Source organism: Mycobacterium sp. pW045 (genome assembly GCF_041287085.1).
GTDB lineage: Bacteria > Actinomycetota > Actinomycetes > Mycobacteriales > Mycobacteriaceae > Mycobacterium > Mycobacterium algericum_A.
Genome location: NZ_JBGGKU010000004.1, coordinates 104,076 through 128,822, shown reverse-complemented (window position 1 = coordinate 128,822; position 24,747 = coordinate 104,076). Strand labels below are relative to the sequence as shown.

The window sequence follows — 24,747 nt, the reverse complement described above, 5'->3', positions numbered from 1 at the left end:
ACTGCTGTGGACACCCACACCCGCAAGTACCGGCTGCCCGACCACGGCTACACCATCGTCCGGTGGGCGCACGAGCTGGCCAAGGGCCGCGGAGCGGTGGTGGTAGAACCCGACGTCGAGGCGATCCGGCGGCCCGGCGGTGCGCTGACATTCGCCGACGCCGCCCCGTTCAAAACCGTGCCGGATGGCCCGCTGTCGGTGCTGCGCGAACTGCTCGATCTGGAGGCCCGGGAGGTCCGGTCGTGGAGCAAAGCCGGGTTCGCCCGGTTCCACAAAGGTGCCGCCGCCCGACGGGTCGACCGGATCTGCCGGGAACAGGGCAGTGAGGCCGCCGTCGACTGGGTGCTGGCGAACGCGACCACCGGTGAGGTGAACCTTCCAGAGCTCCGGGACCGGCTCGGGGCCCGGCTGTACACCGCCGGCGGCCGCGACGAGGACTTCTACCGCGCCGAGGTAGGACGTTGCATCACACACCGCCGCGCACAGCGGATGAACCGGAGCTGACGCCTCAGCCGCGCCGCTGCCGAACCTTGTACGTGGACGGCCATGACACCCGGGTGTCGTCGCCCAGCAGCGCCGTTCCCTTTGCGCCGACGGTGACGTTGTAGGCCTCCTGCCCCGGGCCGACCTCACGGTTGGCGTGCTCGGTGGCCAGGTAGTAGAGCTGATCGATCTCCATGTCGACGAAGGCGACGAAGCTGGTCTTGCGCACCGCGTCGCCGAAACCGGCGGTCATGCGATCCACCAGGATGCGCGAGCCGACCGCCACCGCGGCCAGGATCGCGAACGGCATCACCCAGGAGCACAGGTAGGTCAGCGGGGAACCCGGGTGGTGCAGCGTGGCCGGGGGGATCGCCGCCGATACCGCCATCGCCGCGGTCGCGGCCAGCCAGATCCACGTCAGCCGGTTCACCACCGGGGCGAATAGCTCCGTCTGCACCGCCGCCTCGGGCAGATCCGCCTTCGCGACGGCCGCCACCACCGACTTGCCCAGCAGCGTGCTGGTCAGCAACACCGCGAACAGGGCGGCGAAACTCAGCGGCAGCGCCCACCGCTGCGCCCAACTCGCCAGCGGCAGCACCGCCAGCACCGCGAAGGTCGCTACCGCCCCCACGCCCAGTGGCCGGGCCGACGACTCGCGGTCACCCACCATGACCGCGACCGCAACGGCCAGCGCCACCAACGCCGCGATCGACAGTGGCGCATTTCCCGCCAGCACCCAGTACACCGCCCAGGGCGCGAACCAGACCAGAACTCCCACGACGGCAGTATAGGGGCTTACCGTTGCCTCAACGGGAGCTGAGATCAGCTCTCCAGCGTGTATCCCATCGGCATCAGCACGCTCTTCTGCTGCGTGAAGTGCTCGACGCCCTCCTTGCCGTTCTCCCGGCCGATCCCGGAGTTCTTGTAGCCGCCGAACGGGCAGCACGGGTCGAAGGCGTACCAGTTGATGCCGTAGGTCCCGGTGCGGATCTTGCTCGCGACCTCGATCCCGTGCGGCACATCGGTCGTCCACACGCTGCCGGCCAGCCCGTACACCGAGTCGTTGGCGATCGCGATCGCCTCCTCCTCGGTGTCGTAGCCGATGATGGACAGCACCGGCCCGAAGATCTCCTCCTGGGCGATGGTCATCGAGTTGTCCACGTCGGCGAACACGGTCGGCTCGACGAAGAAGCCGGCGGCTAGATCCTCGCGCCCTTCGGGGCGCGAACCGCCGCAGACCAGCCGGGCACCCTCTTCGATGCCCTTGGCGATGTAGGACTCGACCCGCTGCCGTTGCTTCTCGGTGATCAGCGCACCGATCTGAGCGGCCGGGTCATCCGGCAGCCCGACCGGCAAGGCGGTGACGAAGTTCTTGATCGCCTCCACGATCTCCTCGTAGCGCGACCGCGGCGCCAGGATGCGGGTCTGGGCCACGCAGGCCTGCCCGGTGTTCATGATCCCGGAGAACACCAGCATCGGGATCGCCGACGCCAGGTCGACGTCGGGCAGCACGATCGCCGCCGACTTGCCGCCGAGTTCCAGCGTGCACGGCTTGAGCAGCTCCGCGGCGCGCTTACCGATCTCCTTGCCGACGGCCGAGCTGCCGGTGAAGGAGAAGATGTCCACGTCCGGGTTGGAGGTCAACGCCTGGCCGGTCTCGGCCCCGCCCGGCACCACCGACAACACCCCCTCCGGCAAGCCCGCGTCGGCGAACACCTGCGCCAGCGCGTTGGCGCTCAACGGCGTCTCGGCGGCCGGCTTGAGCACCACCGTGCAGCCGGCCAGCAGCGCCGGGCCCAGCTTGTTGACCGCCAGGAACAGCGGCACGTTCCAGGCGACGATCGCACCGACCACACCCAGCGGCTCCCGGCGCACGATGGTCTGCCCGTAGGCGCCGGTGCGGACCTCTTCCCAGCTGACCTCGTCGACTGCGGGGCCGGCGAAGAAGTTCAGTGCCCCGATGGAGCTCAGCCAGTGCATGGTCTCCACGCCCGTCGGCGGCTGCCCCGTCTCGGCGGCCAACAGGCTGGTGAACAGCTCCTTGCGCTCCTCCATCAGCTTGATCGCGGCGGCGATGACCGCGGCCCGCTCGGCCGGCGGCGTCGACGGCCACGGCCCGGAGTCGAACGCTCGACGGGCCGCCGCAACTGCGTTGTCAACGTCGTCCTTGGTGGCCAGCGGCACCTTGCCGACGTACTCGCCGGTGGCCGGTGAGTGGACTTCGATCACCTGGTCGGTGGCCGGGGCGGTCCACTTGCCGCCGATGAACAGGGTGTCGTATTCGGTTGCGGTGCTCACGGTCATGGCGCCACCCTACCTAGCCGACGGGCGGATTAGAACACGTTGCAGTCAACGGGGTCAGCGGGGCTGCAATACCAGCACCAGGTTGCTCACCAGGAACTCGCGAACACCGGGCACCGCGGTAATCGGCCACGCCCATCGGGGGTGATAGCGGGGGAAAGCCGCGACGAGCGCGCCGGTGTGGCGGGCCCAGTCCAGGCCATCGGCGGCCGACACCGCGAACAGCGACGAACCGTAGTTGTTCTTGGGCGGGTGGCCGTGGCGGCGGGTGTAGCGCCGGGCGGCCCGGTGCCCGCCCAGATAGTGGCTCAAGCCCATCTCATGGCCGCCGAACGGACCCAGCCACACCGTGTAAGACAGCACCACCAGCCCGCCGGGCCGGGTGACCCGCAGCATCTCCGCACCGAGCCGCCAGGGCCGCGGCACATGCTCGGCCACGTTGGAGGACAGACAGATGTCGACGCTGTCGTCGGCGAACGGCAACGCCATCCCCGAGGCCCGCACGAACGTGCCGGACGACGACACGGACCTGGCCTCCTGCATCGCGTGTACTTCTCGGGGGTCCGGCTCGACCCCGATATAACGCAGGCCGGCCTCGGCGAACGCGGTGGCGAAGTACCCCGGCCCGCCACCGACGTCGAGCACCGTCCTGCCCGCCGGATCGTCGCCGCACAGTCCCCGCCACAGGTCGGTGACCAGGTTCGCGGTGTCAGCGGCCAGCGCGCCGTAGAACCGGGCCGGATCGCGCTGCTCGTAGCGGAACCGGCTCAGCAGGCGCACCGAGCGGCCCAGCGTCGCGCGTCGGGCGAACTCCTCGGTGGCAGCCACCGGTCCAAGACTAGGCCCAGCCTGCGGGACTACCCTGTAGTCCTGTGTCCGCCGTGCGCTCCGTCCTGCTGCTGTGCTGGCGTGATACCGGGCACCCGCAGGGCGGGGGCAGCGAGACCTACCTGCAGCGCATCGGCGCGGAGCTGGCCGCCGCCGGGATGACGGTCACACTGCGCACCGCCCGCTATCCGGGTTCACCCGAACACGAGGTCATCGACGGGGTAAGCATCAGTCGGCGCGGCGGCCCCTACACCGTGTATCTGTGGGCGCTGGCGGTGATGGCCGCGGCGCGGGTCGGACTCGGCCCGCTGCGGCGGGTCCGTCCGGATGTGGTGATCGACACCCAGAACGGCCTGCCGTTCCTGGCTCGGTTGATCTACGGTCGGCGGGTGGCGATGCTGGTGCACCACTGCCACCGTGAGCAGTGGCCGGTGGCCGGCCCGGTGCTGAGCCGGATCGGCTGGCTGGTGGAGTCGAGGCTGTCGCCGTGGCTCAACCGGCGCAACCAATACCTGACGGTGTCGCTGCCCTCGGCGCGCGATCTGATCGAACTGGGGGTCGGCGCCGAACGCATCGCGGTGGTGCGCAACGGTCTTGACGAGGCTCCGGCGCCGACGCTGTCGGCGCCCCGGGCCGAAACGCCGCGGGTGGTGGTGTTGTCGCGGTTGGTGCCGCACAAGCAGATCGAGGACGCCCTGGACGCTGTGGCGGCACTGCGCAGCAGGGTGCCCGGCCTGCACCTCGACGTCATCGGCGGCGGCTGGTGGGGCGACCGGTTGGTGCAGCACGCCGCAGCGCTGGGCATCAGCGATGCGGTGACGTTCCACGGCCATGTCGACGAGACCACCAAACACCAGCTGGTGCAACGGGCTTGGGTGCATGTGCTGCCGTCCCGCAAGGAGGGCTGGGGGCTGGCGGTCATCGAGGCGGGCCAACACGGGGTCCCCACGATCGGCTACCGGGCCGCCGGCGGGCTGTCCGATTCGATCGTCGACGGCGTGACCGGGCTGCTGGTCGACGACCGTGACGAGCTTGTCGAGCAGCTCCATCGACTGTTGGCTGATGCGGTGCTTCGCGAACAGCTCGGCGGCAAGGCGCAGGACCGCAGCGCCGAATTCTCTTGGCGGCAAAGCGCTGACGGGCTGCGCGAGGTGCTGGAGGCGGTCTGTGAGCGCCGCTACGTCAGTGGCGTGGTCTGAGCGACGCCGAGGTGCATAGATGACAGACCACGACGCCGCTCCCGTGCTGCTCTATGACGGGGTCTGCGGGGTGTGCAACCGATCGGTCCAGACCATCCTTCGCCACGACCGGCACGGCACTCTGCGGTTCGCCGCGCTGGACAGTGACTTCGCCCGCGCGGTCATCGAGCGCCATCCAGATCTTCAGGACATCGATTCCATGGTGTTTATCGATGATCCCGGTCAACCCGGCGAGCGTGTCAGCGTTCGATCGGCGGCGGCGCTGAAGGTGGTGCGCTATCTGGGCGGGCCGTTCCGGTTATTCCTGGCCGCCCGCATCATTCCCGCGGGGCTGCGTGACCGACTCTACGATCGCTTCGCCGCCGTGCGCTACCGGGTTGGCGGAAGGTATGACACCTGCCCGCTGCCGGCGCCGGAAGTGCGCACTCGGTTCCTGGTTTGAGGCAGGAGTGATGGGCCGCCGGGTCTCGCAGGGGCGGTGCCGGTGGGCTCAGGGTGGCGGGGGTCGGCTGTTGAGGGCGCGTTCGGCGATGATCGCTCGGGCGCGGTTCTGGGCCCGGGTCCGCCGTCGGGTGGGCATCATCAGGGTTCGACCGGCCGAATCCGATTGTCGGTCAGTCGGTGCGGTTAGACGTCCCGTCGGTTCACAGAGGGCGGGGAACAGCAACCGACTGCCGGGGCGGGTGGTGTAGGTCTGGCCGGCCGGGCTGAGCCAGTCGATGGTGCCGTCGGGGTGTTGTCGGTCGCGCCACCCGTGAAACGTCTTGAGTAAGTGATGCTTTCGACACAGGCAACGCAGGTTCGACGGATGTGTCGGCCCGCCGAGGACGTAGGCGATCGCATGGTCGAGGTCACAGAATTCCGCCGGCCGGTCACAACCGGGCCACCGGCACGTCATGTCCCGGCAGCGCACAAACTCATCTAATGCGGTCGAGGGCCGGTACCTCGGCTCGGGGGCACTATCGGGTCCAGGGTGTCGCACCGGCTTGACGGTGGCGCCGGCGGCGATCAGTTCGGCCAGCATCGGTGCGGGGATCAGCGGTCCGCCCAGCAGCAGCGCCGGCGGGGCTTTGGGGGGCGGGTCGGGCTCGGCGGTGCGCTCTACTGGCGCAAACAGGTTCCGACGGTCGATCGGCGGCGGCGGTGGGTCTTCACCGTTGCGGTGCGCGTCGACGCCGGTGCCCACGCTTTCGATGCTGGCGACCACGTGGATCAGCATCGAACTTGCTGGACGGTCCTGGCTGGCGGGGCAGTCCTGGTTGCCGCACCCGCAGGCCAGCGTCTGCCCGCCGGCGGCCAGCGCGCCGAGGGCGTCGGCACGGCGTTGGGCGATGGTGCGCGGATCGTCGTCGCAGACGCTGTGCGCCATGGCCAGCAGCCGCCGGTCGAGGGCTTCGGCGTCGTGGGCGTGCAGCCGCCCCCACAGCGGGGTGGTGGCATGGTCAGTGTTGCGTTTGTCGACCACCAGGTCGCGGGAGCGGGCATGTTGCCGGCTGCGGCGCAGGGCCTGCGGGTCGTGCGCCTCGACGATCGCGTCGATGGCCTGCCCGGTCTTGAACGCCGACAGTGGCCCGTAGTGCAGCGCATCGGCGGCCAGGGCGGTATCGACCGCGGCCAGCGCCCGACGGTCTTCGATCAAGGTGGTGTGCCAGGAGATGGTGGCCACCAGAGCGGCGTTGAGCTGTCCGGCGGCGAACAGTGCCGCCACCTTGGGCAGGCGTTCGCGCAGCGCCGAGGCCAAATACATCTGCCCGGATGCTTTCCCGTGGCTGATATCGCAGGCGGCACCGACTTCGGCGGCCACCGCGTCCCAGCCGTCACAGGCCCATTTCGAATGCGCTGGGTCGTCGTACAGTTTGCGGCCTACCAGCTCGGCGATCGCCGCCAGGCGGCGGGCGGCCGCGACGGCCTCCGCTTGGGCCCATCCGCCGATCGCTGCCACCAGCGCGGCCTCGTCCAGCCCGGCGAGCGCCTCCGGGTCGGGCAGACCGGGCGTTTCGAACATACTTTCGATTGTACGCCCTCTAACTGACTCAACCTATTGGGCAGGGCCGCACGTTGTGGATAACTGCTGCCATGGCTGGAAGGTTGTGGAGATGGCTCGATCGCGACGTATGAAGGTCGCTGCCGAGGAGAGGACCCGCTTGGTCCTTGCCGTGTTGGCTGGGGAGACGACCTGTGCTGAGGCAGCGATCTGGCAGCGCGGCGCCGCGCTGATCGATCTGGTCCCTTCGCGGACCTCGAAGCCTAGAGGCGCTTGGCGATCGATGAGGCCCAACGCGTCCTGCAACTCCAGGAGTGGTCTCTGATAACGGATCCCGGTATCGCTACTGCCTCCGGTTCCAGTGGATCGGCGACTGATTGTCAGAATCTAGTCGTTCGGGATGGCGCTGCCGTCAGTGCTGCGGAACCATGCTGCGCAGGGTGCTGGTCACGAACTTCTTCAGTGCCACATCGCGTTCCGCCTGAGATTCCCCGACCGTGGTGAGTAGCGCGTAGACACCCAGCAGGAAGAACGCCGCACTGTGGTAGGCGTCCACGTCGTCGTAGAGCTCACCGCGAAGGCGTGCGCGTTCGACCTCGGCGGCCAGCAGCACGAAGGTCGGATGACTGGTCCACTGTTCCGGCTCAGGCCGGTTGGGTGAGAAGTAGAGACTCAGGACGTCGCGGAACAAAGCTGAGCCCCAGCGGCTTTCGAGGGCCAAGACCAACTCCACGATCACCGCTAACACCGCAGCGAGCTCACGTCGGGTGTCGAGGAATCGGCTGAGCTCTTCGGCGAGGCGCATCTCGTCTCGCCGGATGAGCTCGAGAAGCACGTGCTCCTTGGTGGGGAAGTGGAAGTAGAAGGTGCTGCGCGCCACCCCCGCCGCTTTGGCGATGGCGTTGATGTCGGCCGCGTTGGTGCCGGCCCGCTGAAACTCCACGATCGCGGCGTCGAGCACGCGGGCACGTGTTCTGCGGCGCTGAGTCTCGCGCTGGGTCGCACTGTCTGGCACGGCCTCATTGTGCCGCAGGGACGTAATTTGCTGTCCCGTGTCAGCCAAAAAGCCACCCGGCGGCGTACCGACCCACACATTGACAACGCAATCAACGCTTACTCATTGTCATTTGTCAGCGAGTGTGTTAGACCTAGCAACCGAGCGGGTGGTAGCTGACCAGGCAGGGGCGGGCGATGACGACAGCGACGGCGCCGAATACCCGGGGCCAGCGCATCCTGTTGTGGACGGTGCCGCCGGCGGCCGGGTTGTTCGCGCTGGCCTATTTGCTGTTCCCGGTGTTCTCCCCGCCGCTGTCACCGACGCTGACGCCCGAACAGGTCGCTGCCTTCTTCGCCCAGAACGTCACCGGCATCCTGGGCGTGGCCATCTTGTGCAATCTCATCGCCTGCTCACTGGTTCCGCTGTTCGCGGTCACCGCGGTACAGATATCGCGGACCGCGACGTCGAGCAGTGTCTTCACCTACGCCTACCTGCTCTGCGTCGGAGTGGGCCTCACGGCGTTCATCCTCGCCGACTACTGCTGGGCGATGGCAGCGTTCCGGCCCGAACGCGACCCGCAACTCATCAGCCTGCTCAACGACATGGCCTGGTTCTTCTTCATCGCGCCCGTCGGCACGATCATCGTGCAGAACATCTGCCTGGCCCTCAGCATCTACCTGGACGCGCGACCCGAGCCGATCTTTCCCCGCTGGGTGGCGCATTTCAACGTCGCGGCAGCCGTGCTGCTGGTCCCCAGCGCATTCTCGCTGCTGCACAAGTCCGGGCCGCTGGCCTTCGACGGTGCGGTGTCGTTCACGCTGCGGCTCAGCGTATTCGCCGTCTATCTCGTCGTGATGTTCGTCGTGCTGCTCGGCATCGTCAATCGCCAAAGCGACGATCACGAGGCCATGGCATGACCAGGAGCGTGGCCGCGCCCGCCGTCGGGAGATCCCCCTCGCCGCGTAGGAAGAACAAGCTCGACCAGTGGATCGCCTTCTGGTCCGTCCCGGTCTTCTTCGCACTCTTCGGGCTGGTCTTCGTCCCGCTGAGCTGGATGATGCCGCCCCGATCGCCGAGCAGCCCGCAGCCGCAGATCATCGAGTTCATGCAGTCGCACAACCTGCTGATCGCTTGTGCCGTACTGACGTTGGTGTTCGGCCTGGCGCCGGTGTCGAACGCCTGCTACCTCATCCAGATCAAGCGGATGTCGGTCAGCCCGGTGTTCCGCTACTGCGTCATGATGGGGGCGACCTGCGGCGCCATGGTCGGCATGTTGTTCCCGATGTTCTGTTTCGGGCTGGGCGCGTTCCGGCCGGGCTACGATCCGGCGATCCTGGCGATGCTCTACGACTTCGGCTACCTGGCCTTCATCGGCTCGCTGGGATGCTTCTGCATCATGTGGATGGCCTTCGGGCTGGCGATCATCCTCGACCAGAACAACATCCTGCCGAAATGGCTGGGCTACTACACCGTCTGGCAATACGTCACCGAGCTGATGGCCGCACCCGTATGGATCGCCAAGTCGGGACCGTTCGCCTGGAACGGGCTGATGACGTTCTGGCTGGCGATGACGCTGTACGTGTCATGGCAGTTCATCGTCTACACCTGCATCTTCCGGGCGATCAAGAACCAACCCGACGAGGAACTCGAGAACCACTGGCTCGACGCGCGAGCCGCGACGTCGCCGGCGGGGGCCGGCGCATGACCGGGGTCACCGTCGGACTCGGCGTCGACACCGCCGAGACACCGCGAACCGTCCAGCCGCGCGGGCACCTTCCGGGTGAAACCAGCATGTGGTTCTTCGTCATCGGTGACCTGCTCATCTTCGCCGCCTACTTCGTGTCCTATATGTACTACCGCGGCCAAGACCATGCGGTGTTCCTGCAGAGCCAGGCACAGGTCAACCTGAGCATCGGCATCGTCAACACCGTTGTGTTGCTGACCAGTTCGCTGTTCGTGGCGCTGGGCACCTCGGCCGCGCGGGTCGGAAGGACGGTCGAGGCACGCCGGTGGTTCTGCGCAGCGCTGGGGTGCGGGGCGGCTTTCCCCCTACTCAAGATGTGCGAATACATCCCGGAGATCACCGCCGGGATAACACCGGGCACCAACCTGTTCTTCATGTACTACTTCGTGATGACGGGAATGCACCTGTGCCATGTGCTGCTGGGACTGGTGATTCTCTGCTTCGTCATCCGCGCATTGCGCGGACCGACGACAGCGCGGATCTCGTTCGTGGAGACTGGCGCGACCTACTGGCACATGGTCGACGTGTTATGGCTGATCCTGTTCGCGTTGCTGTACTTGATGAGGTGATCGGCGATGACCGGGTATCGGCGTAACCAGCTGATCTTCGTGTGGGCGCTACTGACGGCGGTGACCATCGCGTCGTGGCTGACCGCTCGCGACGGCGGCGAGGCGCACCAGTTGAGTGCCACGGTCACCGTCGTCGTGCTGCTGATCGCCGCGGTCAAGACGCAGCTGGTGATCTGGCACTTCATGGAGGTCGGGCGGGCGCCCAGGTGGCTCAAGCTGACGACGAACGGTTGGCTGCTGGCGCTGTTCGGGCTGCTGTTCGGGTTCTACTTCGCCGCTGCCTGATCCCCGCTGCGGCCAGCCCTGCGGCTCCCACCACCAGCATCGCCAGCCACCCCAGATGGGCGGCCACCACGGCCCGGCGCGCGCCGGCGGGTCCCTTCGGCGCACGGCCGCCGACCCGGTACACGGTGAAGTCGGAATCGCGGTAGGAGACCGGTAGCCGCGACAGTGTCTTTGCCGCAGCACCCATTTCACCGTCAGTGCCGGATTCGACGACCACCCAGCCCACCCCGTACACGCCGAGCGTCACCGGCTCGGCGCCGGACAACAGCGCCTGCTGAACCGCCCGGGCGTGAGCGCCCTCACCGGGCACGGTCTGCCCGCCGACGTGCAGATCGCCGGTGGTGAGCACCTCGGCGCGCACCCACCGGCCCAGCGGGTCGAGCACCGGCGCCGGCCCGGCCCAGGCGAAGTGCCGCATCGTGTCGGCCGGCAGCACGGCGACCGGGCGCGGATCGGCGTTGATCTTCGCCGCCACCGCTGCCCAGCCGGGCGGGTAGTGCACCGGCGAGATCCGGCCGCCCACACCCCAGGCCAGGTCGGGCAGTACGACGATCAGCGCGATGCAGCACACCAGTGCTGCTCGCGGCGGCGGGAGCCGGTCGCGCAGACCGACCACCGCGCCGGCCCCGGCCAGCACGTAACCCGGCATCGCCAGCGCCACCCACTTCTGACCGTCGCGCAGCAGTCCGGCACCCGGCGCGACGTCCACCGCCCAGCCCAGCGCCGCCAACCCGGGGCCGGTCGCCAGCATCGCCAATACCAGTACGGCCGTGCCCGCCAGCACCAGCAGCGGCCGCGCGGCGGGGACCCGCCGCACCGTCGGCACTCCCAGTGCCACCACGCCCAGCAGTACCGCCGTCGCAACCAGCGCGAAAATCGTTGTCCGGGAGCCGGGTACCGCCTCGGCATTCCAGATACCGGCCAGCCCGGCCAGACTGCCCAGGGTGCCCAGACCCGGCTCGGCGCGGGCCGCGAACGCCGCCACCCCGGCCGGCTCGCCGCGAACGGACCCCGGGCCCACCACCAAGGCCATCAGCCACGGGAGTGCGGCGGTCGCGGTGGTCGCCACCGTGCCGGTCGCACACCACCACCGCGGCGGACCGGAACCCGGTGCCGCAACGCACACCAGCGCCACTACGGCGGCCAGCAGCAGCCCGGTCGGGGTCAACCCGGCCAGTGCCAGAAAGAACACCAACCCGAGCAGACCGCCGCCGCCACCGGATCGCAGCCGCAGCATCGCCACGGCCACCCAGGGCAGGCACCCGTAGCCGACCAGCAGGCTCCAATGCCCCTGCAGCAGTCGTTCGGCGACATAGGGATTCCAGATCGCGACGGTGACGGCCACCAGCTGGCCGGGCCGCCCGGCCTCGGGCAGCACCGTCGCCACCAGTCGCGCCGCACCGCAGCCGGCCAGCCACAGCGCCGCGATCAGCAACGCCTTGACCACGGTGCCGCCATCGAACAGCCGCGAAGCCAGCGCCACCGCGAAGTCCTGCGGTACCGCCCGCGGCGCCGCCTCGCCCAGTCCGAGCGCGCTTCCGGTCAGATACGACCGCGGCGTCGACACCGCATCGCGCAGCAGCAGATAGCCCGGCCGCAGCAGCGGCGCCAGCACCAGCAGCGTCAGTCCCAGTGCATAGCACGGCGCCACCCAGCGCCCGGCTCGCACCACCGCGGGCTCAGGGTTGATCGGGAGCGGGATCCGGTTGACCGCGGGTCGGCGGGTCGGCCTCCGGGGGTGTGGCAGGGCGGTCCAACTGCGGACGCTGCGTCGGCAGTTTCTCGGTCTCGGCCTCGGCTCCGGTGACGGGTCCGGGGGACGGCGACCTGGGAGCGAAGCCGCCGAAGAACCCCCCGTCGGAGCCGTCGCGGCCCGGCTGGCCCAGGGCGGCCTCGGCGGGCAGGCTGAACCAGCCGACCAGCACACCGCCGATCAAGGCGATCAGCCCGGCGGCGGTGAAGGTGATCGGCAGGACCCGCGACCACAGGGCGACCCGGTCCCGCTCGTTGCGGGCGGCGTTGACCTGCGCCTCGATGGTCTCTTCGGAGCTGACGACGGTGTAGTCGGCCAGCGCCACCTCCGGCTTCAGCGGGTCACGGGCGTAGTAGTGGTTGGCGTGCAGCTTCGACTTGACGATGGTGCCCGAGACCGGGTCCACCCACAGGGTCTTCTGCGCGGCGTAATACCGCGTCATGGTGATGTCCTCGTCGGGGTCGACGCCCTCGATGTTCCACATCCGGGCCGGGGCGCTGATCTCGCCGTCCTCGTCGTGGCCGTACAGCGACGGGTAACGCACCGGCTCGGACAGCGTGCCGTCCGGGTCGTAGCCGACGTTCTGGGTGAACCGGTAGACGGTCAGCCCGTTGACGTCGTCCTCGCCCTCGTAGTTGGCCTCGTAGGCCTTCTGCGCGATCGGATCGAAGTACTGGTAGGACTGCTTCTGGGTGTCGAAGGGGAACCGGTAGGACAGCCCCTCGTGCGGCAGCGCGATGTTCGTGGGCGGGCTGTCGTCGTCGAAGTTCCGCGGCCGCTGCACCGAGCCACCCGGGTGGTTGTCATCCGAAATCGCCTCGGCGGTACGGCGATCCAGCGTCACGGTGTCGACGATCGCCAGCAACAGGCCGGTGTCCTTCTGCCGGTCCGCGCGCCGCAGCGAGGAGCCGGCCTGCAGGGTCACGACGTCGGCGTTGGCGGGCGCCTCGACGCCGATCTGCTCCTGGGACACCAGCGGCACATCCTGGTCGACCACCGCGTGTTCACTGCCGAGCGATTCCGGATCCAACGCGGCGCCGCTGCCGTTGCTGATCAGGGTGGCCTCGACGTCCAGGGGGATCTTGGCGATCTTGCCGGCGGTGTAGGTGGACAGCAGCAGGGCAGCGATCAACAATGCGGCACCGAGGCCCATGATTGCGCATGCCGCGATACGCATCATGACTGCTCGGTTCACGTCGCCGCACCATTCCTTTCCGACCCGTACCTAAACCTGTCTGACCCTAACAGCAGAAGTTCAAACAGCTAGGGTGTGTCCATTGATGCTTTGGACCGCGATCGGCTGAACCAGCAGGTGGGCGGCGTACGCAGCTTTCTGCCCGCCGTCGAGGGGATGCGCGCCTGCGCCGCCATCGGCGTGGTCATCACCCACGTGGCCTTCCAGACCGGGCACTCGTCGGGAATCACCGGCCGGCTCTGGGGCCGTTTCGACATGGCCGTGGCGGTGTTCTTTGCGCTGAGCGGGTTTCTGTTGTGGCGCGGGCATGCCGCGGCCGCGCGCGGGCTGCGGCAGGCGCCGCCCACCGGGCATTACCTGCGCTCGCGCATCGTGCGGATCATGCCGGCCTACCTGGTGTCGGTGGTGGTGATCCTGGCGCTGCTGCCCGACGCGAGCGGTGCCAGCCTGACGGTGTGGCTGGCCAATCTCACGATGACGCAGATCTACGTGCCGCTGACGCTGACGCCCGGCCTGACCCAGATGTGGAGTCTGGCCGTGGAGGTCAGCTTCTACATCGCCCTGCCCTTCCTGGCGCTGGCGGCGCGACGGCTGTCGGTGCGCGCCCGGGTGCCGGTGATCGCGGCCGTGTCGCTGCTCAGCCTGGGCTGGGGCTTTCTGCCGATCCACACCCCCTACGGAGTGAATCCGCTGAACTGGGCGCCGGCCTACGGCTGCTGGTTCGGGGCGGGCATGCTGCTGGCCGAGTGGGCGCACAGCCCGGTCACCCGGGTGCACCGGCTGGCCCGCCGGCGATTGCCGATGGCGGGCCTGACCCTGGCGGCGTTCTTGGTGGCCGCCTCGCCGCTGGCCGGCCCCGAAGGGCTGACTTCGGCCACCGTCGGCCAGTTCATCGTGCGCACCGCGATGGGGGGTGTACTGGCCTGGGCGCTGCTGGCGCCGCTGGTGCTGGACCGTCCCGACACCCCGCATCGCTTCCTGGCCAGCGCGCCGATGGTCACGCTGGGCCGCTGGTCCTACGGGATCTTCATCTGGCACCTGGCCGCGCTGGACATGGTGTTCCCGGTGATCGGCCGATTCGCGTTCACCGGGGACATGGCGGTGGTGCTGGCGCTGACGATGGTGTTCACCGTCGCGATCGCCGCGGTCAGCTACGCCCTGGTGGAACAACCGTGCCGGGAGATGCTGCGCAGTTGGGAGATCCGTCGTGCTGCCCGCGGTGCAATGCCGGCAGCAGCCGGTCCGGTGGCGCCCGAAGAGCCCGAGCCCGCCGGAGTGCGCTGAGGCCGAGACCGGCGCCCGGCGTCACTCAGGCGGCCGCTCCCGACGGCGTGTAGTCGGCGACGTCGCTGGTGAACTCCGGTGTGCCGTAGGCCTTCAGCCGCCGCTTGAGCAGGCGCAGCACGTAGGCGTTCGTGAGCCGGCGCAAGCCGGGAGTGCGGACAGCGCGTTGCACCACCGACGCGCGGCCGTAGACGAACGGCGCCGTGAGGGCGATCCGCAGATAGTCACCCGCCCCGAGCGTGACACCCATCTTCGCGGCCACCGCGCGCTTGCCGCCGCAGAACATCCGCACGAAAAACAGCTTGCTGTAGCTCTTCTCGACCGCGTCGGCGATGCGTTCCCGCAAGGTTTCGTCCTGCCGCAGGTAGGCGGCCATCGTGGAGCGAACCAACTCCCCGCAGGTGGCGTCGTCGAAGTCATCGCGCAGCAGCGCGGCACGGGCGCTGAACACCCGAATAATCTCCGTGGGCGTGGTCGGCAGCAGCTCTTCGGGCAGGCCGAGCAGAACGCAGCGATAGCGGGTGAACTCGACCTCGGCACGCTCGCTGGGCGTGAACTCGGTGCGTCCTTGGCGGCGGGCGTCCATCGCCAGCACGTAGAGGTTGATCATGCCGGCCGGCATCTGATCAATCTGCGGGATCGGCAGCCCGTAGATGCCGACGTCCCATTTCGGGGATCGCTTGAGCGCGTTGAAGCGGACCATCGAGTGCATCAGCCGCACCATGGCCGCCGCCTCGAAACCCTGGCCGTAGCGGTCCAGTGCACCCGGCAGCGTGGTGACGGCGAAGAAACTGGTGGTCTCGTTGACCCGCCCGGCGGCACGCTTGCCCGACAGCGCGCCGGTCAGTGCCATCGGCAGCGCGGCGTAGGTGTTGAGGAAGGTTGCGATGAACGCACCGCGGACGACGAACGGTGCCAACAGTGCCATCGGCAGCCGGGAGTGCTCGGCTCCCTTTCGAACCAGGTCCATGTCCAGCCAGTCCGGGGTGGCTTCCATGTCGGCGATGAATGCCACCAACTCCGGTGGCGCGTCGGGCACCGCTTCGATGCCGTGGCGGCACGCCTGCTTGAGCATGCCGATCAGCGTGCTGACGCTGTATTGGCCCATCAGTGCGGCGTAGGAGTCCGCCACCACATCGCCCAGCCAGGTCGCCGTCGAAATCAGCTCGACCGCGGCCTCGTCGGCCAGCAGCTTGGCCCGGGTGGAGGGCCGGCCGCGCAGCGACGACACGTCGTCGGGGTCGGTCGTCGTGCGGAACGGCTGGGAGTCGAAGTCCAACTCGCCGTAGAGCTCCGGCAGCAGCTCGGCTTGCCGGCGGACCCGCTGGCGCAGCGCTGGGTAGTGCGTGGGCATCGACGAACCTCTCCGAGACATCTCCACTTAACTCACGTTTCGTTAGTTACAGGTAACAGAGTGTTAGTTATGCTGTCAAGCGTGATCCCGACCGGCCGGCGGCGCATGACAGGCGAGGCGCGGCGCGAGCAGATCCTCGATGTCACCCACGCCATTGTCGACGCCGAGGGCTTCCACGCAGCCACGCCCAACCGGGTCGCTCGGGAAGCCGGCGTCAATCGGTCGCTGATCTACCAGCAATTCGGTAGTCCCGCAGGACTTTTCGTCGCACTCATCGATCGGGAAGCGGGCCGGGCGGCGGCGCAGTTCACGGCTGCGATCACCAGCACCGAGAACCCGGATGCCGAGGGATTTTTGGCGCGGGTGTTCGACGGGGTGCTGCGGGCCGCCGACGGCCACTCCGCGACCTGGCGATTGTTCCTGTTCCCGCCCCAGGGGGCACCACCCGAGCTGCACGAACGCCTCGCCGGCGCCGAGGCCGCGGTGCGTGGTTTCCTCGGCCGCGAACTGCTGCGCACCATGCCGGATCTGCCCGACCCGGACTACACCGCCCGGATCGTGGCGGCCGTCGGCCGCGAACTGCTGCAGCTGCGGCTCAGCGAGCCCGAGCAGGCCACTCCCGAACGGCTGCGAGCGGTGCTCGGTTCGCTGGAACTCAACGCCGGCAGCCGGTCTCGGCGGCCGATGAGCCGTCAGTAGCCGCCGGAGTGCTCGAAGATCTTGCGGGGGTTGTCGACGAGCATGGTGCGCAACTGCTCGTCGGTGACGCCGCGCTGCCGCAGCGCCGGGATCACGTCGTTGTGGATGTGCAGGTAGTGCCAGTTGGGGGCGGCCACCGAGCTCAGTTCGCCGGGCAGCGCGTCGAAGTAGCAGTTGGCGTCGTGCGAGAGCACCATCTTGTCGGCGTGGCCGCGCTCGCACAGCTGCGCCACGGTGTTGACCCGGTCCTCGAACGGCAGGATCAGGTCGATACCGAACCGGTCCATGCCCAGATAGGACCCGGCCGCGATCAGCTCCTCCAGGTAACCCAGATCGGTTGAGTCCCCGGAGTGCCCGATCACCACCCGGGACAAATCGACGCCTTCGTCTTCGAAGATGCGCTGCTGCTCCAGACCGCGGCGCAGCCCGGCGTGGGTGTGGGTGGAGATCGGCGCCCCGGTGCGCCGGTGGGCCTGGGCGACCGCGCGCAGCACGCGCTCGACGCCGGGAGTGACGCCGGGCTCGTCGGTGGCGCACTTGAGGATTGCCGCCTTGATCCCGGTGTCGGCGATGCCCGACTCGATGTCGCGGACGAACATGTCGGCCATGAGCTCCGGGCCGTCCAGCATGGTGCCCGGGCCCCGGTAGTGGAAGAAGAACGGTACGTCGTTGTAGGTGTAGACACCGGTGGCCACCACGATGTTCAACTCGGTGCCGGCGGCGACCCGCGCGATGCGGGGGATATAGCGACCGAGGCCGATCACGGTCAGGTCGACGATGGTGTCGACTCCGGCGGCCTTCAACGCGTTGAGCCGCGTGATCGCGTCGGCGACCCGGGCGTCCTCGTCGCCCCAGGCGTCCGGGTAGTTCTGGGCGATCTCGGTGGTCATGATGAACACGTGCTCGTGCATCAGGGTGACGCCGAGGTCGGGGGTGTCGATCGGTCCGCGCACGGTGTGACATTGCGACATGGCTTGATCGTATGGAGCCAGCGGCGCCATCGGTCGCCTTCGCCGAGAATGCCTAGGGGTTGGCCAGCAGGTTGTCGCGAATCTGGGCATAGGAGTGGGCGAACTGTTCGACGTCGCGCGGGCTCAGCAGATCGAAGAGGTGGGAGCGCACCGCCGCGACGTGCCCGGGTGCCGCCGCCCGCAGCTTCGCCGCGCCCGCCTCGGTGAGTTCGGCGTAGAGCCCGCGTTTGTCTTCGTCGCATTCGACCTGCCGGACCCAGCCGGCGTCGATCAGCCGCCTGACCGCTCGGGACACTCCGCTGCGGGTCGCGACGGTGATGTCGGCCAACTCGTTCATCCGCATCCGCTGTTGCGGGGCCTCCGACAGCAGCGCGAGGATCTCGAAGTCGGACAGGTTCAGCCCCGCGTCGGTGGCAAGTTGCCGGTCCAGGGCACGTAGCAGCAGTCGGGTGCTGTCGAGGTACCCCCGCCACATCCGATGTTCCTCGGGGCTGAGCCACTGCGTGTCCATGCCTCAACAGTAGTTGATTTCGGAACGAGTTTCCCGCGTTAGCGGCCGGAATAACAACAAAACTAGTTTCGTTGTCAACTATCAGCTAGAGTAGTCAACATGAGGAGGGCAGTCGTGTCGAGCACTGATATGCAGTTCGGCATCTTCACTGTCGGCGATGTCACCGCCGACCCGACCACGGGACGCACGCCGACCGAGGCCGAGCGGATCCGCGCGACGGTGACGATCGCCCAGAAGGCCGAGGAGGTGGGCTTGGACGTCTTCGCCACCGGCGAGCACCACAACCCGCCGTTCGTGCCGTCGTCGCCGACGACCCTGCTGGGCTACATCGCGGCCCGGACCGATCGCATCCAGCTGACCACCGCCACCACCTTGATCACCACCAATGATCCGGTGAAGGTCGCCGAGGACTACAGCGTGTTGCAGCACCTGGCCGACGGTCGGGTGGACCTGATGCTGGGCCGCGGAAATACCGGCCCGGTGTATCCCTGGTTCGGCAAGGACATCCGGGCCGCGCTGCCGCTCACGGTGGAGAACTACCGGCTGCTGCGCCGGCTGTGGCGCGAGGAGGTCGTCGATTGGAGCGGGGAGCACCGCACCCCGTTGCACGGGTTCAGTCTGGCGCCGCGACCGCTGGACGGGGTACCCCCGTTCGTCTGGCACGGCTCGATCCGCAGCCCCGAGATCGCCGAACTGGCAGCGCATTACGGCGACGGGTTCTTCGCCAATCACATTTTCTGGCCGCCGTCGCACACCAAGCGGATGGTGCAGTTGTACCGGCAGCGGTTCGAGCATTACGGCCACGGCAGTGCCGATCAGGCGATCGTCGGTCTGGGCGGCCAGGTGTTCATGCGACCGAACAGTCAGGACGCGGTCGATGAGTTCCGGCCGTATTTCGACAACGCGCCGGTCTACGGCCACGGCCCCAGCCTCGAGGAGTTCAGCGCCCAGACCCCGCTGACGGTCGGCTCACCGCAACAGGTGATCGACAAGACGCTGGGGTTCCGGAACTACGTCGGCGACTATCAACGCCAACTGTTCCTGATCGACCACGCGGGCCTGCCGCTCAAGACGGTGCTGGAGCAGCTCGATCTGCTCGGTGAGCACGTCGTCCCGGTGCTGCGCAAGGAGTTCGCGATCGGCCGCCCGGCGCACGTCCCCGGCGCGCCGACCCACCAGTCGCTGGTCGAGGCTGCGAGCCGGTCCGAGATCCAGCAGGCGTCATGAAGTTGATCGTGATCAGCGGTGGCCTGGGTGAGCCGTCGTCCACCCGGCTGTTGGCCGACCGGCTGGGTGCGGCGGTACGCGCCGAGCTCGGGCACGCCGATATCGAGGTCGTCGAGCTACGCCACCTCGCTCGGGCAATCACCGACGCCATGCTGACCGGCTTCGCCTCGCCGGAGCTGGAACAGGTCTTCGAGAAGGTCGCGGGCTGCGACGGGCTGATTGTGGTGACGCCCACGTTCAACGCGACCTTCAGCGGGTTGTTCAAGTCGTTCTTCGACGTACTTCCCGAGCAGACCCTGAACAGCACGCCGGTGCTCATCGCAGCGACCGGCGGAACCGAGCGGCACTCCTTGGTGCTCGATCACGCCCTGCGGCCGATGTTCAGCTATCTGCACGCGCTGGTGTCCCCCACCGGGGTCTACGCCGCGACGTCGGATTTCGGTTCGCGCGGGCTCGACGCGCGGATAGCCAAGGCGGCCAAGGAATTCGCGCGACTTGTACCACTGTGCGGGCGCGGCCGCAGCGAAGCGGTCAGCGCCGAACTCGATGAGATGCACCGCCTGCTCGCAGGCGCCCAACAGTAAGGAGCAGTGAAAATGACGAAGTTGGCGGTTATCTACTACTCGGCCACCGGACACGGCACCGCGATGGCGCAACGGGTGGCGAAGGCGGGCGAGGCCGCCGGCGCGGAGGTGCGCCTGCGCCACATCGAGGAGACACGCGATCCGGCGTCGTTCGCCCAGAACCCGGCCTGGAGCGCCAACTACGAGGCGACCAAGGCCCAACCTGCCGCCACCGGCGACGACATCGTCTGGGCGGACGCCGTCATCTTCGGCTCGCCCACCCGATTCGGTTCCCCGTCAGCGCAATTCCGAACCTTCATCGACGGCCTGGGTGGACTGTGGGCCAACGGGAAGCTGGCCGACAAGGTCTACGCCGGCTTCACCTCGAGCCAGACCACGCACGGCGGGCAGGAGTCCACGCTGCTGAATCTGTACGTCACGCTGATGCATTTCGGCGGCATTCTGGTGCCGCCGGGCTACACCGACCCAATCAAGTTCGCCGACGGCAACCCCTACGGCGTCGGGCACATCACCGGCCCGGAGAACAAGAACGAGCTGAACGAGACGACCCTGGCCGCGCTCGATCACCTGGCCACCCGGGTGGTGGGCGTGGCCGCGAAGATCGCCGGGGCATGACCCCCGCGCCACACCGGCGCATAACTGACCCTTGAAGAGTGACACACCTCACATTACGATGACCAGTGGTCATTCCAGTGAGGTGGTCCGATGCCGACGGTGACGTGGGGACGGGTCGACCCGGCGCGCCGGGCCGCCGTGCTGGAGGCTGCTGAGGCGGAGTTCAGCGCGCGCGGCTTCTCGCACGGCAGTCTCAACGTCATCGCTCGGCGCGCCGAGGTCGCCAAGGGCAGCTTGTTCCAGTACTTCGCCGACAAGGCCGACCTGTACGCGTTCGTCGCCGACACCGCCGGCCAGCGAGTGCGTTCCTACATGGAGCGACGGATCGTCGACCTCGACTCCAGCCGGCCGTTCTTCGAGTTCCTCACCGACATGCTCGACGTCTGGGTCGCCTACTTCGCCGACCACCCGCGCGAGCGGGCGCTGCACGCCGCGGCCAGCATGGAGATCGACACCGACGCCCGGATCAGCGTGCGGACCGTCGTCCACCGCCACTATCTGGAGGTGCTGCGCCCGCTGGTCGACGACGCGCAGGCTCGCGGGGACCTGCGTGCCGACGCCGACACCGGTGCGCTGCTGTCGCTGCTGCTGCTGATCGTCCCGCACCTGGCGCTGGCCCCTTACCTCCGCGGCATCGACCCGGTCCTCGGACTCGACGAGCACACTCCAGAACAACCGGCCCTGGCAATCCGCCGGCTGGTCGCCGTGCTGGCCGCGGCATTCGGCGGCGAGAGAACTCGCCATCGCCACCAATCCGAGGAGGCAGTTCCATGACCCGCACCCACTACGACTCATTGGCCGCCGGCGGGCTGAACTGGGACAGCCTGCCACTCAAGCTGTTCGCCGGCGGAAACGCGAAATTCTGGAATCCCGCCGACATCGACTTCTCCCGCGACCGGGACGACTGGGAATCGCTCACCGACCGGGAACGCGATTACGCCGTCCGGTTGTGTGCGCAGTTCATCGCCGGCGAGGAGTCGGTCACCCAGGACATCCAGCCGTTCATGGCGGCGATGCGCGCCGAAGGCCGACTCGGCGACGAGATGTATCTGACCCAGTTCGCGTTCGAGGAGGCCAAGCACACCCAGGTGTTCCGGATGTGGCTGGACGCGGTGGGGATAACCGACGACCTGCATGGCTACCTCGACGCGCTCCCGTCCTACCGGCGGATATTCAACGAGGAATTGCCGGAATCGTTGGCCATCCTGTCGGTCGATCCCTCACCGGCGAGCCAGGTACGTGCGGCGGTGACCTACAACCACTTCGTCGAGGGCACGCTGGCGCTGACCGGTTACTACGCCTGGCACAAGATCTGCGTGCAGCGCGGCGTGCTTCCGGGTATGCAGGCCCTCATCGGGCACATCGCCGACGACGAGCGGCGCCACATGGCGTGGGGCACCTTCACGTGCCGGCGCCACGTCGCCGCCGACGACGCCAACTGGGAGGTGTTCGAAACACGGATGAACGAACTCCTGCCGCTGTTGGTGAGCTACAACGCGGAGGGCAGCGAGATCTACGGTGAGGACGTCCCGTTCGGACTGTCCTCCGACGAACTGCTGCAGTACTCCATGGACAAGGGGATGCGCCGGTTCGGCACCATCAGCAGCGCCCGCGGCCGCCCGGTCGGCGAGATCGACCTGGACTATTCGCCGGTACAGCTGGAGGACACCTTCGCCGACGAAGACCGCAAGATGCTGGCGGTCTCCGCCTGAGACGGCCGACCCGGTCTCAGGCCACCCACACCGTTTTGAGGTTGCAGAACTCCCGAATACCGTGGCCGGACAGTTCCCGGCCATACCCCGACCGCTTGATGCCGCCGAACGGCAACTCCGGGTAGGACACCGTCATGCCGTTGATGAAGACCTGGCCGGCCTCGATCTCGTCGGCGAACCGGCTGATCTCGGCGTCGTCGCCGGTCCAGGCGTTCGATCCCAGCCCGAAGGTGGTGGCATTGGCGATCTCGATCGCCTCGTCGATGTCGGCGACGCGGTACACCGAGGCCACCGGCCCGAACACCTCCTCGGTGAACAGGGCCATGTCACGGGTGATGTCGGTGATCACGGTCGGCGGGTAGAACCAGCCCGGGCGGTCGAGCCGCTTCCCGCCGCACTGGATCACCGCGCCGGCCGCCGCCGCGGTGTCCACCTGCTGTTCCACCTCGTCGCGGCCCTGTTCGGTGGCCAGCGGTCCGACGTCGGTGTCCGGGTCGGTCGGATCGCCGACCCGCAGCGCCGACATCTGGGCGGTGAACTCGGTGACGAAGTCGTCGTAGACATCGGTGTGGACGATGAATCGCTTTGCCGCGATACAGGATTGGCCGTTGTTCTGTACCCGGGCCTTGACCGCGGTCGTCACCGCGGCGTCCAGGTCGGCAGACGGCATCACGATGAACGGGTCGCTGCCGCCCAGCTCCAGCACCGTGTGTTTCACCTCGTCGCCGGCGATGGCCGCAACCGACCGCCCGGCCGGCTCACTGCCGGTCAGAGTCGCCGCCGCCACCCGCGGGTCGCGCAGCACCCGCTCCACGGCGCCCGATCCGATCAGCAGGGTCTGAAAGCAGCCGTCGGGAAAACCGGCGCGCGACAACAGGTCTTCCAGGTACAGCGCGGTCTGCGGCACATTGGAGGCGTGCTTGAGCAGACCGACGTTGCCGGCCATCAGGGCCGGCGCGGCGAACCGCACCGCTTGCCAGAGCGGGAAGTTCCACGGCATCACCGCCAGCACCACCCCGAGCGGCTGGTAACGCGCGAACGCCTTGGACGCGTTGACCGCCGAGGCGTCGGGGGCCGGCTCATCGGCCAGCAGTGCTTCGCTGTGGTCGGCGTAGAACCGGAAGCCCTTGACGCATTTGAGCGCTTCGGCCTTGGCCGAGGTCAGCGTCTTGCCCATCTCCAGCGTCATCGTCGCAGCGACGTCGTCGGCTTCGGCCTCCAGTAGGTCGGCGGCCGCATGCGTCCAGCGGGCGCGCTGGGCGAAATCGGTGCGACGGTAGTCGGCGAAGCGGGCCGCCGCGCGGGCGATCGCGGCTTCGATCTGCGCTTCAGTGGCCGCGGTGAACGTCTTGACCGTCTCGCCGGTTGCCGGGTTGGTGGTGGCAATTGCGGGCACGCGAGTCTCCTTCGGGGCGCTGCGTCGTGGGGTGTGTAGGTCCAGCCTGCCACCATCGAACCGCGTAGGCTCGCGACGAGCCAGCGTCAGTACAGCGATACGGGAGTCCTGGATGCGTTTCAACCCTCCGCCCAACTGGCCGCCTGCGCCGCCCGGCTGGGCGCCGGACGCGAACTGGGCGCCGGATCCGTCGTGGCCGCCTCCGCCACCCGGCTGGCCGTTGTGGGTGGACGACTTCGGTCAGGGTGGCGCCCCGGTGCCGTATCCGCCCTACGGCGCCCCGTGGCCGATACCGGCGCCCGAGCCGGGCTCGCGCAAGCGGCTGTGGCTCTCGCTGGCCGCGGCCGCGACGGCGGTCGTGGTGGGCATAGGGCTGATGGTGGGCTTGGGTGGTCGCCTCACCGCGGAGGAGAAACCGTCCCGGAAACCGGACATCACCGAGCTGACCTCGGACATGCTCGTCGAACGCGCCGCCTTCCCGGACCCCTCCGGCGGCAAGTGGATCAGCGGGGTCAACAGCGCCGGCGACAGCCCCTCGGAGATGCCGAATCTGACCGTTGACCCCCCGGAATGCGCTGACTTCTACTCGAGTCCCAGTTCCGCGACCCAGACGGCGACGGCCACGTTGGCCAAGCTGCAACCCGGTGGCCTGCACTCGATGAGAGTTCGGCTGGCCCTGACGCCGGACCGCCCGGACCTCAAGGCGTTCGTGGACAAATGCCAGTCGTTCAAGCAGACCTTCGAGTCCGGCGGACGTAGCGTCACCACCGATATCCAGCTCAGCCCGTTGGAGGCCGAGGGAGTGCCGTCGTGGGCGGTCGCGACGGTGATCACCAGTTCCAGCAAGGCGGCCATCCGGCTGCCGATCGCGATCACCGCCTCCACGATCTCCGGCTACTACCGCGGCGTGCTCGTCGTTGCCAGCAGCAATGACATCGGGCTTCGAACCGGCGATGACGAGTCAGATGATGCCACTCACGTCGATGAGCTGGTGCAACTGTTCAACACCCAGATCGAGAAGCTCGAGGCGGCGCAGTAGCCGGCCCGGGTTTGTCG

General features: G+C 68.2%; 26 protein-coding genes. 15 read left to right on the top strand and 11 right to left on the bottom strand.

Translation table 11 applies throughout. From position 1 onward, the window contains the following. Window positions 1–6: 6 nt before the first annotated feature. Complete coding sequence (locus ACAG20_RS07710; RefSeq protein WP_370492158.1) at window positions 7–504, top strand: hypothetical protein; 498 nt, start codon at window positions 7–9, stop codon at window positions 502–504. Between the two features lie 4 nt (window positions 505–508). Here ACAG20_RS07710 and ACAG20_RS07705 read toward each other — a convergent pair whose 3' ends face one another. From ACAG20_RS07705 to ACAG20_RS07695, 3 genes are read right to left on the bottom strand one after another with little or no spacing between them, the layout of a single operon-like run. Continuing rightward, on the bottom strand, window positions 509–1,261 hold the full coding sequence (locus ACAG20_RS07705) for a hypothetical protein (protein WP_370492157.1): 753 nt from the start codon (window positions 1,259–1,261) through the stop codon (window positions 509–511). Window positions 1,262–1,305: 44 nt separating this feature from the next. Then, complete coding sequence (locus ACAG20_RS07700; protein ID WP_370492156.1) at window positions 1,306–2,787, bottom strand: aldehyde dehydrogenase; 1,482 nt, start codon at window positions 2,785–2,787, stop codon at window positions 1,306–1,308. A 54-nt stretch (window positions 2,788–2,841) separates the two neighbouring features. After that, window positions 2,842–3,612, bottom strand: coding sequence for a methyltransferase domain-containing protein (locus tag ACAG20_RS07695; protein WP_370492155.1), 771 nt, complete (start codon window positions 3,610–3,612; stop codon window positions 2,842–2,844). Window positions 3,613–3,656: 44 nt separating this feature from the next. Between ACAG20_RS07695 and ACAG20_RS07690 the strand changes: the two genes are divergently transcribed. Both ACAG20_RS07690 and ACAG20_RS07685 read left to right on the top strand, forming a co-directional pair. Continuing rightward, complete coding sequence (locus tag ACAG20_RS07690) at window positions 3,657–4,811, top strand: glycosyltransferase family 4 protein (protein ID WP_370492154.1); 1,155 nt, start codon at window positions 3,657–3,659, stop codon at window positions 4,809–4,811. A 19-nt stretch (window positions 4,812–4,830) separates the two neighbouring features. Next, on the top strand, window positions 4,831–5,253 hold the full coding sequence (locus tag ACAG20_RS07685; protein ID WP_112686323.1) for a thiol-disulfide oxidoreductase DCC family protein: 423 nt from the start codon (window positions 4,831–4,833) through the stop codon (window positions 5,251–5,253). Between the two features lie 48 nt (window positions 5,254–5,301). Here ACAG20_RS07685 and ACAG20_RS07680 read toward each other — a convergent pair whose 3' ends face one another. Together ACAG20_RS07680 and ACAG20_RS07675 are read right to left on the bottom strand one after the other, a co-directional pair. Beyond that, window positions 5,302–6,816, bottom strand: a complete 1,515-nt coding sequence (locus tag ACAG20_RS07680; RefSeq protein ID WP_370492153.1) for a DUF222 domain-containing protein — start codon at window positions 6,814–6,816, stop codon at window positions 5,302–5,304. Between the two features lie 391 nt (window positions 6,817–7,207). Next, window positions 7,208–7,828 carry a TetR/AcrR family transcriptional regulator gene (locus ACAG20_RS07675; protein WP_041319364.1) on the bottom strand — a complete coding sequence of 207 codons (621 nt, stop codon included), beginning with the start codon at window positions 7,826–7,828 and terminating at the stop codon, window positions 7,208–7,210. A gap of 158 nt (window positions 7,829–7,986) precedes the next feature. On the opposite strand from ACAG20_RS07675, the gene ACAG20_RS07670 reads away from it, so the two are divergent. The 4 genes from ACAG20_RS07670 to ACAG20_RS07655 are packed head-to-tail and all read left to right on the top strand — an operon-like array spanning window position 7,987 to window position 10,390. Then, complete coding sequence (locus ACAG20_RS07670; RefSeq protein WP_370492152.1) at window positions 7,987–8,709, top strand: hypothetical protein; 723 nt, start codon at window positions 7,987–7,989, stop codon at window positions 8,707–8,709. Then, complete coding sequence (locus ACAG20_RS07665; RefSeq protein ID WP_370492151.1) at window positions 8,706–9,497, top strand: hypothetical protein; 792 nt, start codon at window positions 8,706–8,708, stop codon at window positions 9,495–9,497. Before ACAG20_RS07670 ends, ACAG20_RS07665 begins: the two co-directional genes overlap by 4 nt. Further along, window positions 9,494–10,105, top strand: coding sequence for a cytochrome c oxidase subunit 3 family protein (locus ACAG20_RS07660; protein WP_370492150.1), 612 nt, complete (start codon window positions 9,494–9,496; stop codon window positions 10,103–10,105). Before ACAG20_RS07665 ends, ACAG20_RS07660 begins: the two co-directional genes overlap by 4 nt. A gap of 6 nt (window positions 10,106–10,111) precedes the next feature. Continuing rightward, window positions 10,112–10,390 (top strand): cytochrome C oxidase subunit IV family protein, encoded by a 279-nt coding sequence (locus ACAG20_RS07655; protein WP_370492149.1) that lies wholly within the window; start codon window positions 10,112–10,114, stop codon window positions 10,388–10,390. Here ACAG20_RS07655 and ACAG20_RS07650 read toward each other — a convergent pair. Together ACAG20_RS07650 and ACAG20_RS07645 are read right to left on the bottom strand one after the other, a co-directional pair. Continuing rightward, a complete protein-coding gene (locus tag ACAG20_RS07650; protein ID WP_370492148.1) occupies window positions 10,317–12,062 on the bottom strand; it encodes a hypothetical protein in 1,746 nt (581 codons plus the stop codon). The genes ACAG20_RS07655 and ACAG20_RS07650 overlap by 74 nt on opposite strands. A 7-nt stretch (window positions 12,063–12,069) precedes the next feature. Further along, the gene (locus ACAG20_RS07645) at window positions 12,070–13,338 is read right to left on the bottom strand and encodes a DUF3068 domain-containing protein (protein WP_165824904.1); all 1,269 of its coding nucleotides are present in this window, start codon (window positions 13,336–13,338) and stop codon (window positions 12,070–12,072) included. Window positions 13,339–13,494: 156 nt separating this feature from the next. Between ACAG20_RS07645 and ACAG20_RS07640 the strand changes: the two genes are divergently transcribed. After that, on the top strand, window positions 13,495–14,622 hold the full coding sequence (locus tag ACAG20_RS07640) for an acyltransferase family protein (RefSeq protein ID WP_370492331.1): 1,128 nt from the start codon (window positions 13,495–13,497) through the stop codon (window positions 14,620–14,622). 25 nt (window positions 14,623–14,647) lie between these two features. On the opposite strand, the gene ACAG20_RS07635 is transcribed toward ACAG20_RS07640, so the two are convergent. Next, window positions 14,648–15,976, bottom strand: coding sequence for an oxygenase MpaB family protein (locus tag ACAG20_RS07635; protein WP_370492147.1), 1,329 nt, complete (start codon window positions 15,974–15,976; stop codon window positions 14,648–14,650). A 105-nt stretch (window positions 15,977–16,081) separates the two neighbouring features. On the opposite strand from ACAG20_RS07635, the gene ACAG20_RS07630 reads away from it, so the two are divergent. Then, entirely contained in the window at window positions 16,082–16,675 is a 594-nt protein-coding gene (locus tag ACAG20_RS07630; RefSeq protein WP_112683939.1) for a TetR/AcrR family transcriptional regulator, read from the top strand. Here ACAG20_RS07630 and ACAG20_RS07625 read toward each other — a convergent pair. Together ACAG20_RS07625 and ACAG20_RS07620 are read right to left on the bottom strand one after the other, a co-directional pair. Further along, entirely contained in the window at window positions 16,669–17,646 is a 978-nt protein-coding gene (locus ACAG20_RS07625) for a phosphotriesterase-related protein (protein ID WP_370492146.1), read from the bottom strand. The two genes, ACAG20_RS07630 and ACAG20_RS07625, sit on opposite strands and share 7 nt — an antisense overlap. A 52-nt stretch (window positions 17,647–17,698) precedes the next feature. Beyond that, a complete protein-coding gene (locus ACAG20_RS07620) occupies window positions 17,699–18,157 on the bottom strand; it encodes a MarR family winged helix-turn-helix transcriptional regulator (RefSeq protein WP_112683926.1) in 459 nt (152 codons plus the stop codon). Window positions 18,158–18,286: 129 nt separating this feature from the next. Between ACAG20_RS07620 and ACAG20_RS07615 the strand changes: the two genes are divergently transcribed. From ACAG20_RS07615 to ACAG20_RS07595, 5 genes are all read left to right on the top strand, one after another. After that, a complete protein-coding gene (locus ACAG20_RS07615; RefSeq protein WP_370492330.1) occupies window positions 18,287–19,384 on the top strand; it encodes an LLM class flavin-dependent oxidoreductase in 1,098 nt (365 codons plus the stop codon). Further along, window positions 19,381–19,968, top strand: coding sequence for an FMN reductase (locus tag ACAG20_RS07610; RefSeq protein WP_370492145.1), 588 nt, complete (start codon window positions 19,381–19,383; stop codon window positions 19,966–19,968). Before ACAG20_RS07615 ends, ACAG20_RS07610 begins: the two co-directional genes overlap by 4 nt. A 12-nt stretch (window positions 19,969–19,980) precedes the next feature. Beyond that, the gene (gene wrbA, locus ACAG20_RS07605) at window positions 19,981–20,583 is read left to right on the top strand and encodes an NAD(P)H:quinone oxidoreductase (protein ID WP_370492144.1); all 603 of its coding nucleotides are present in this window, start codon (window positions 19,981–19,983) and stop codon (window positions 20,581–20,583) included. A gap of 90 nt (window positions 20,584–20,673) precedes the next feature. Further along, entirely contained in the window at window positions 20,674–21,357 is a 684-nt protein-coding gene (locus tag ACAG20_RS07600; RefSeq protein ID WP_112683922.1) for a TetR/AcrR family transcriptional regulator, read from the top strand. After that, window positions 21,354–22,295 carry a R2-like ligand-binding oxidase gene (locus ACAG20_RS07595; RefSeq protein WP_370492143.1) on the top strand — a complete coding sequence of 314 codons (942 nt, stop codon included), beginning with the start codon at window positions 21,354–21,356 and terminating at the stop codon, window positions 22,293–22,295. The genes ACAG20_RS07600 and ACAG20_RS07595 overlap by 4 nt, the downstream gene beginning before the upstream one ends. 16 nt (window positions 22,296–22,311) lie before the next feature. Here the strand turns inward: ACAG20_RS07595 and ACAG20_RS07590 are convergent, their stop codons facing one another. Beyond that, window positions 22,312–23,691, bottom strand: coding sequence for an NADP-dependent succinic semialdehyde dehydrogenase (locus tag ACAG20_RS07590; RefSeq protein WP_370492142.1), 1,380 nt, complete (start codon window positions 23,689–23,691; stop codon window positions 22,312–22,314). A gap of 112 nt (window positions 23,692–23,803) precedes the next feature. Here ACAG20_RS07590 and ACAG20_RS07585 point away from each other — a divergent pair, with 112 nt between their 5' ends. Further along, window positions 23,804–24,730 carry a hypothetical protein gene (locus ACAG20_RS07585; RefSeq protein WP_370492141.1) on the top strand — a complete coding sequence of 309 codons (927 nt, stop codon included), beginning with the start codon at window positions 23,804–23,806 and terminating at the stop codon, window positions 24,728–24,730. The last annotated feature ends 17 nt before the right edge of the window (window positions 24,731–24,747 follow it).

Coding starts and splice junctions, on each gene's coding strand:
- ACAG20_RS07700 (WP_370492156.1), bottom strand. CDS start 2,787: ATGACCGTGAGCACCGCAACCGAATACGACACCCTGTTCATCGGCGGC.
- ACAG20_RS07685 (WP_112686323.1), top strand. CDS start 4,831: ATGACAGACCACGACGCCGCTCCCGTGCTGCTCTATGACGGGGTCTGC.
- ACAG20_RS07680 (WP_370492153.1), bottom strand. CDS start 6,816: ATGTTCGAAACGCCCGGTCTGCCCGACCCGGAGGCGCTCGCCGGGCTG.
- ACAG20_RS07670 (WP_370492152.1), top strand. CDS start 7,987: ATGACGACAGCGACGGCGCCGAATACCCGGGGCCAGCGCATCCTGTTG.
- ACAG20_RS07665 (WP_370492151.1), top strand. CDS start 8,706: ATGACCAGGAGCGTGGCCGCGCCCGCCGTCGGGAGATCCCCCTCGCCG.
- ACAG20_RS07660 (WP_370492150.1), top strand. CDS start 9,494: ATGACCGGGGTCACCGTCGGACTCGGCGTCGACACCGCCGAGACACCG.
- ACAG20_RS07655 (WP_370492149.1), top strand. CDS start 10,112: ATGACCGGGTATCGGCGTAACCAGCTGATCTTCGTGTGGGCGCTACTG.
- ACAG20_RS07640 (WP_370492331.1), top strand. CDS start 13,495: ATGCGCGCCTGCGCCGCCATCGGCGTGGTCATCACCCACGTGGCCTTC.
- ACAG20_RS07635 (WP_370492147.1), bottom strand. CDS start 15,976: ATGCCCACGCACTACCCAGCGCTGCGCCAGCGGGTCCGCCGGCAAGCC.
- ACAG20_RS07630 (WP_112683939.1), top strand. CDS start 16,082: ATGACAGGCGAGGCGCGGCGCGAGCAGATCCTCGATGTCACCCACGCC.
- ACAG20_RS07625 (WP_370492146.1), bottom strand. CDS start 17,646: ATGTCGCAATGTCACACCGTGCGCGGACCGATCGACACCCCCGACCTC.
- ACAG20_RS07620 (WP_112683926.1), bottom strand. CDS start 18,157: ATGGACACGCAGTGGCTCAGCCCCGAGGAACATCGGATGTGGCGGGGG.
- ACAG20_RS07615 (WP_370492330.1), top strand. CDS start 18,287: ATGCAGTTCGGCATCTTCACTGTCGGCGATGTCACCGCCGACCCGACC.
- ACAG20_RS07610 (WP_370492145.1), top strand. CDS start 19,381: ATGAAGTTGATCGTGATCAGCGGTGGCCTGGGTGAGCCGTCGTCCACC.
- wrbA (WP_370492144.1), top strand. CDS start 19,981: ATGACGAAGTTGGCGGTTATCTACTACTCGGCCACCGGACACGGCACC.
- ACAG20_RS07600 (WP_112683922.1), top strand. CDS start 20,674: ATGCCGACGGTGACGTGGGGACGGGTCGACCCGGCGCGCCGGGCCGCC.
- ACAG20_RS07595 (WP_370492143.1), top strand. CDS start 21,354: ATGACCCGCACCCACTACGACTCATTGGCCGCCGGCGGGCTGAACTGG.
- ACAG20_RS07585 (WP_370492141.1), top strand. CDS start 23,804: ATGCGTTTCAACCCTCCGCCCAACTGGCCGCCTGCGCCGCCCGGCTGG.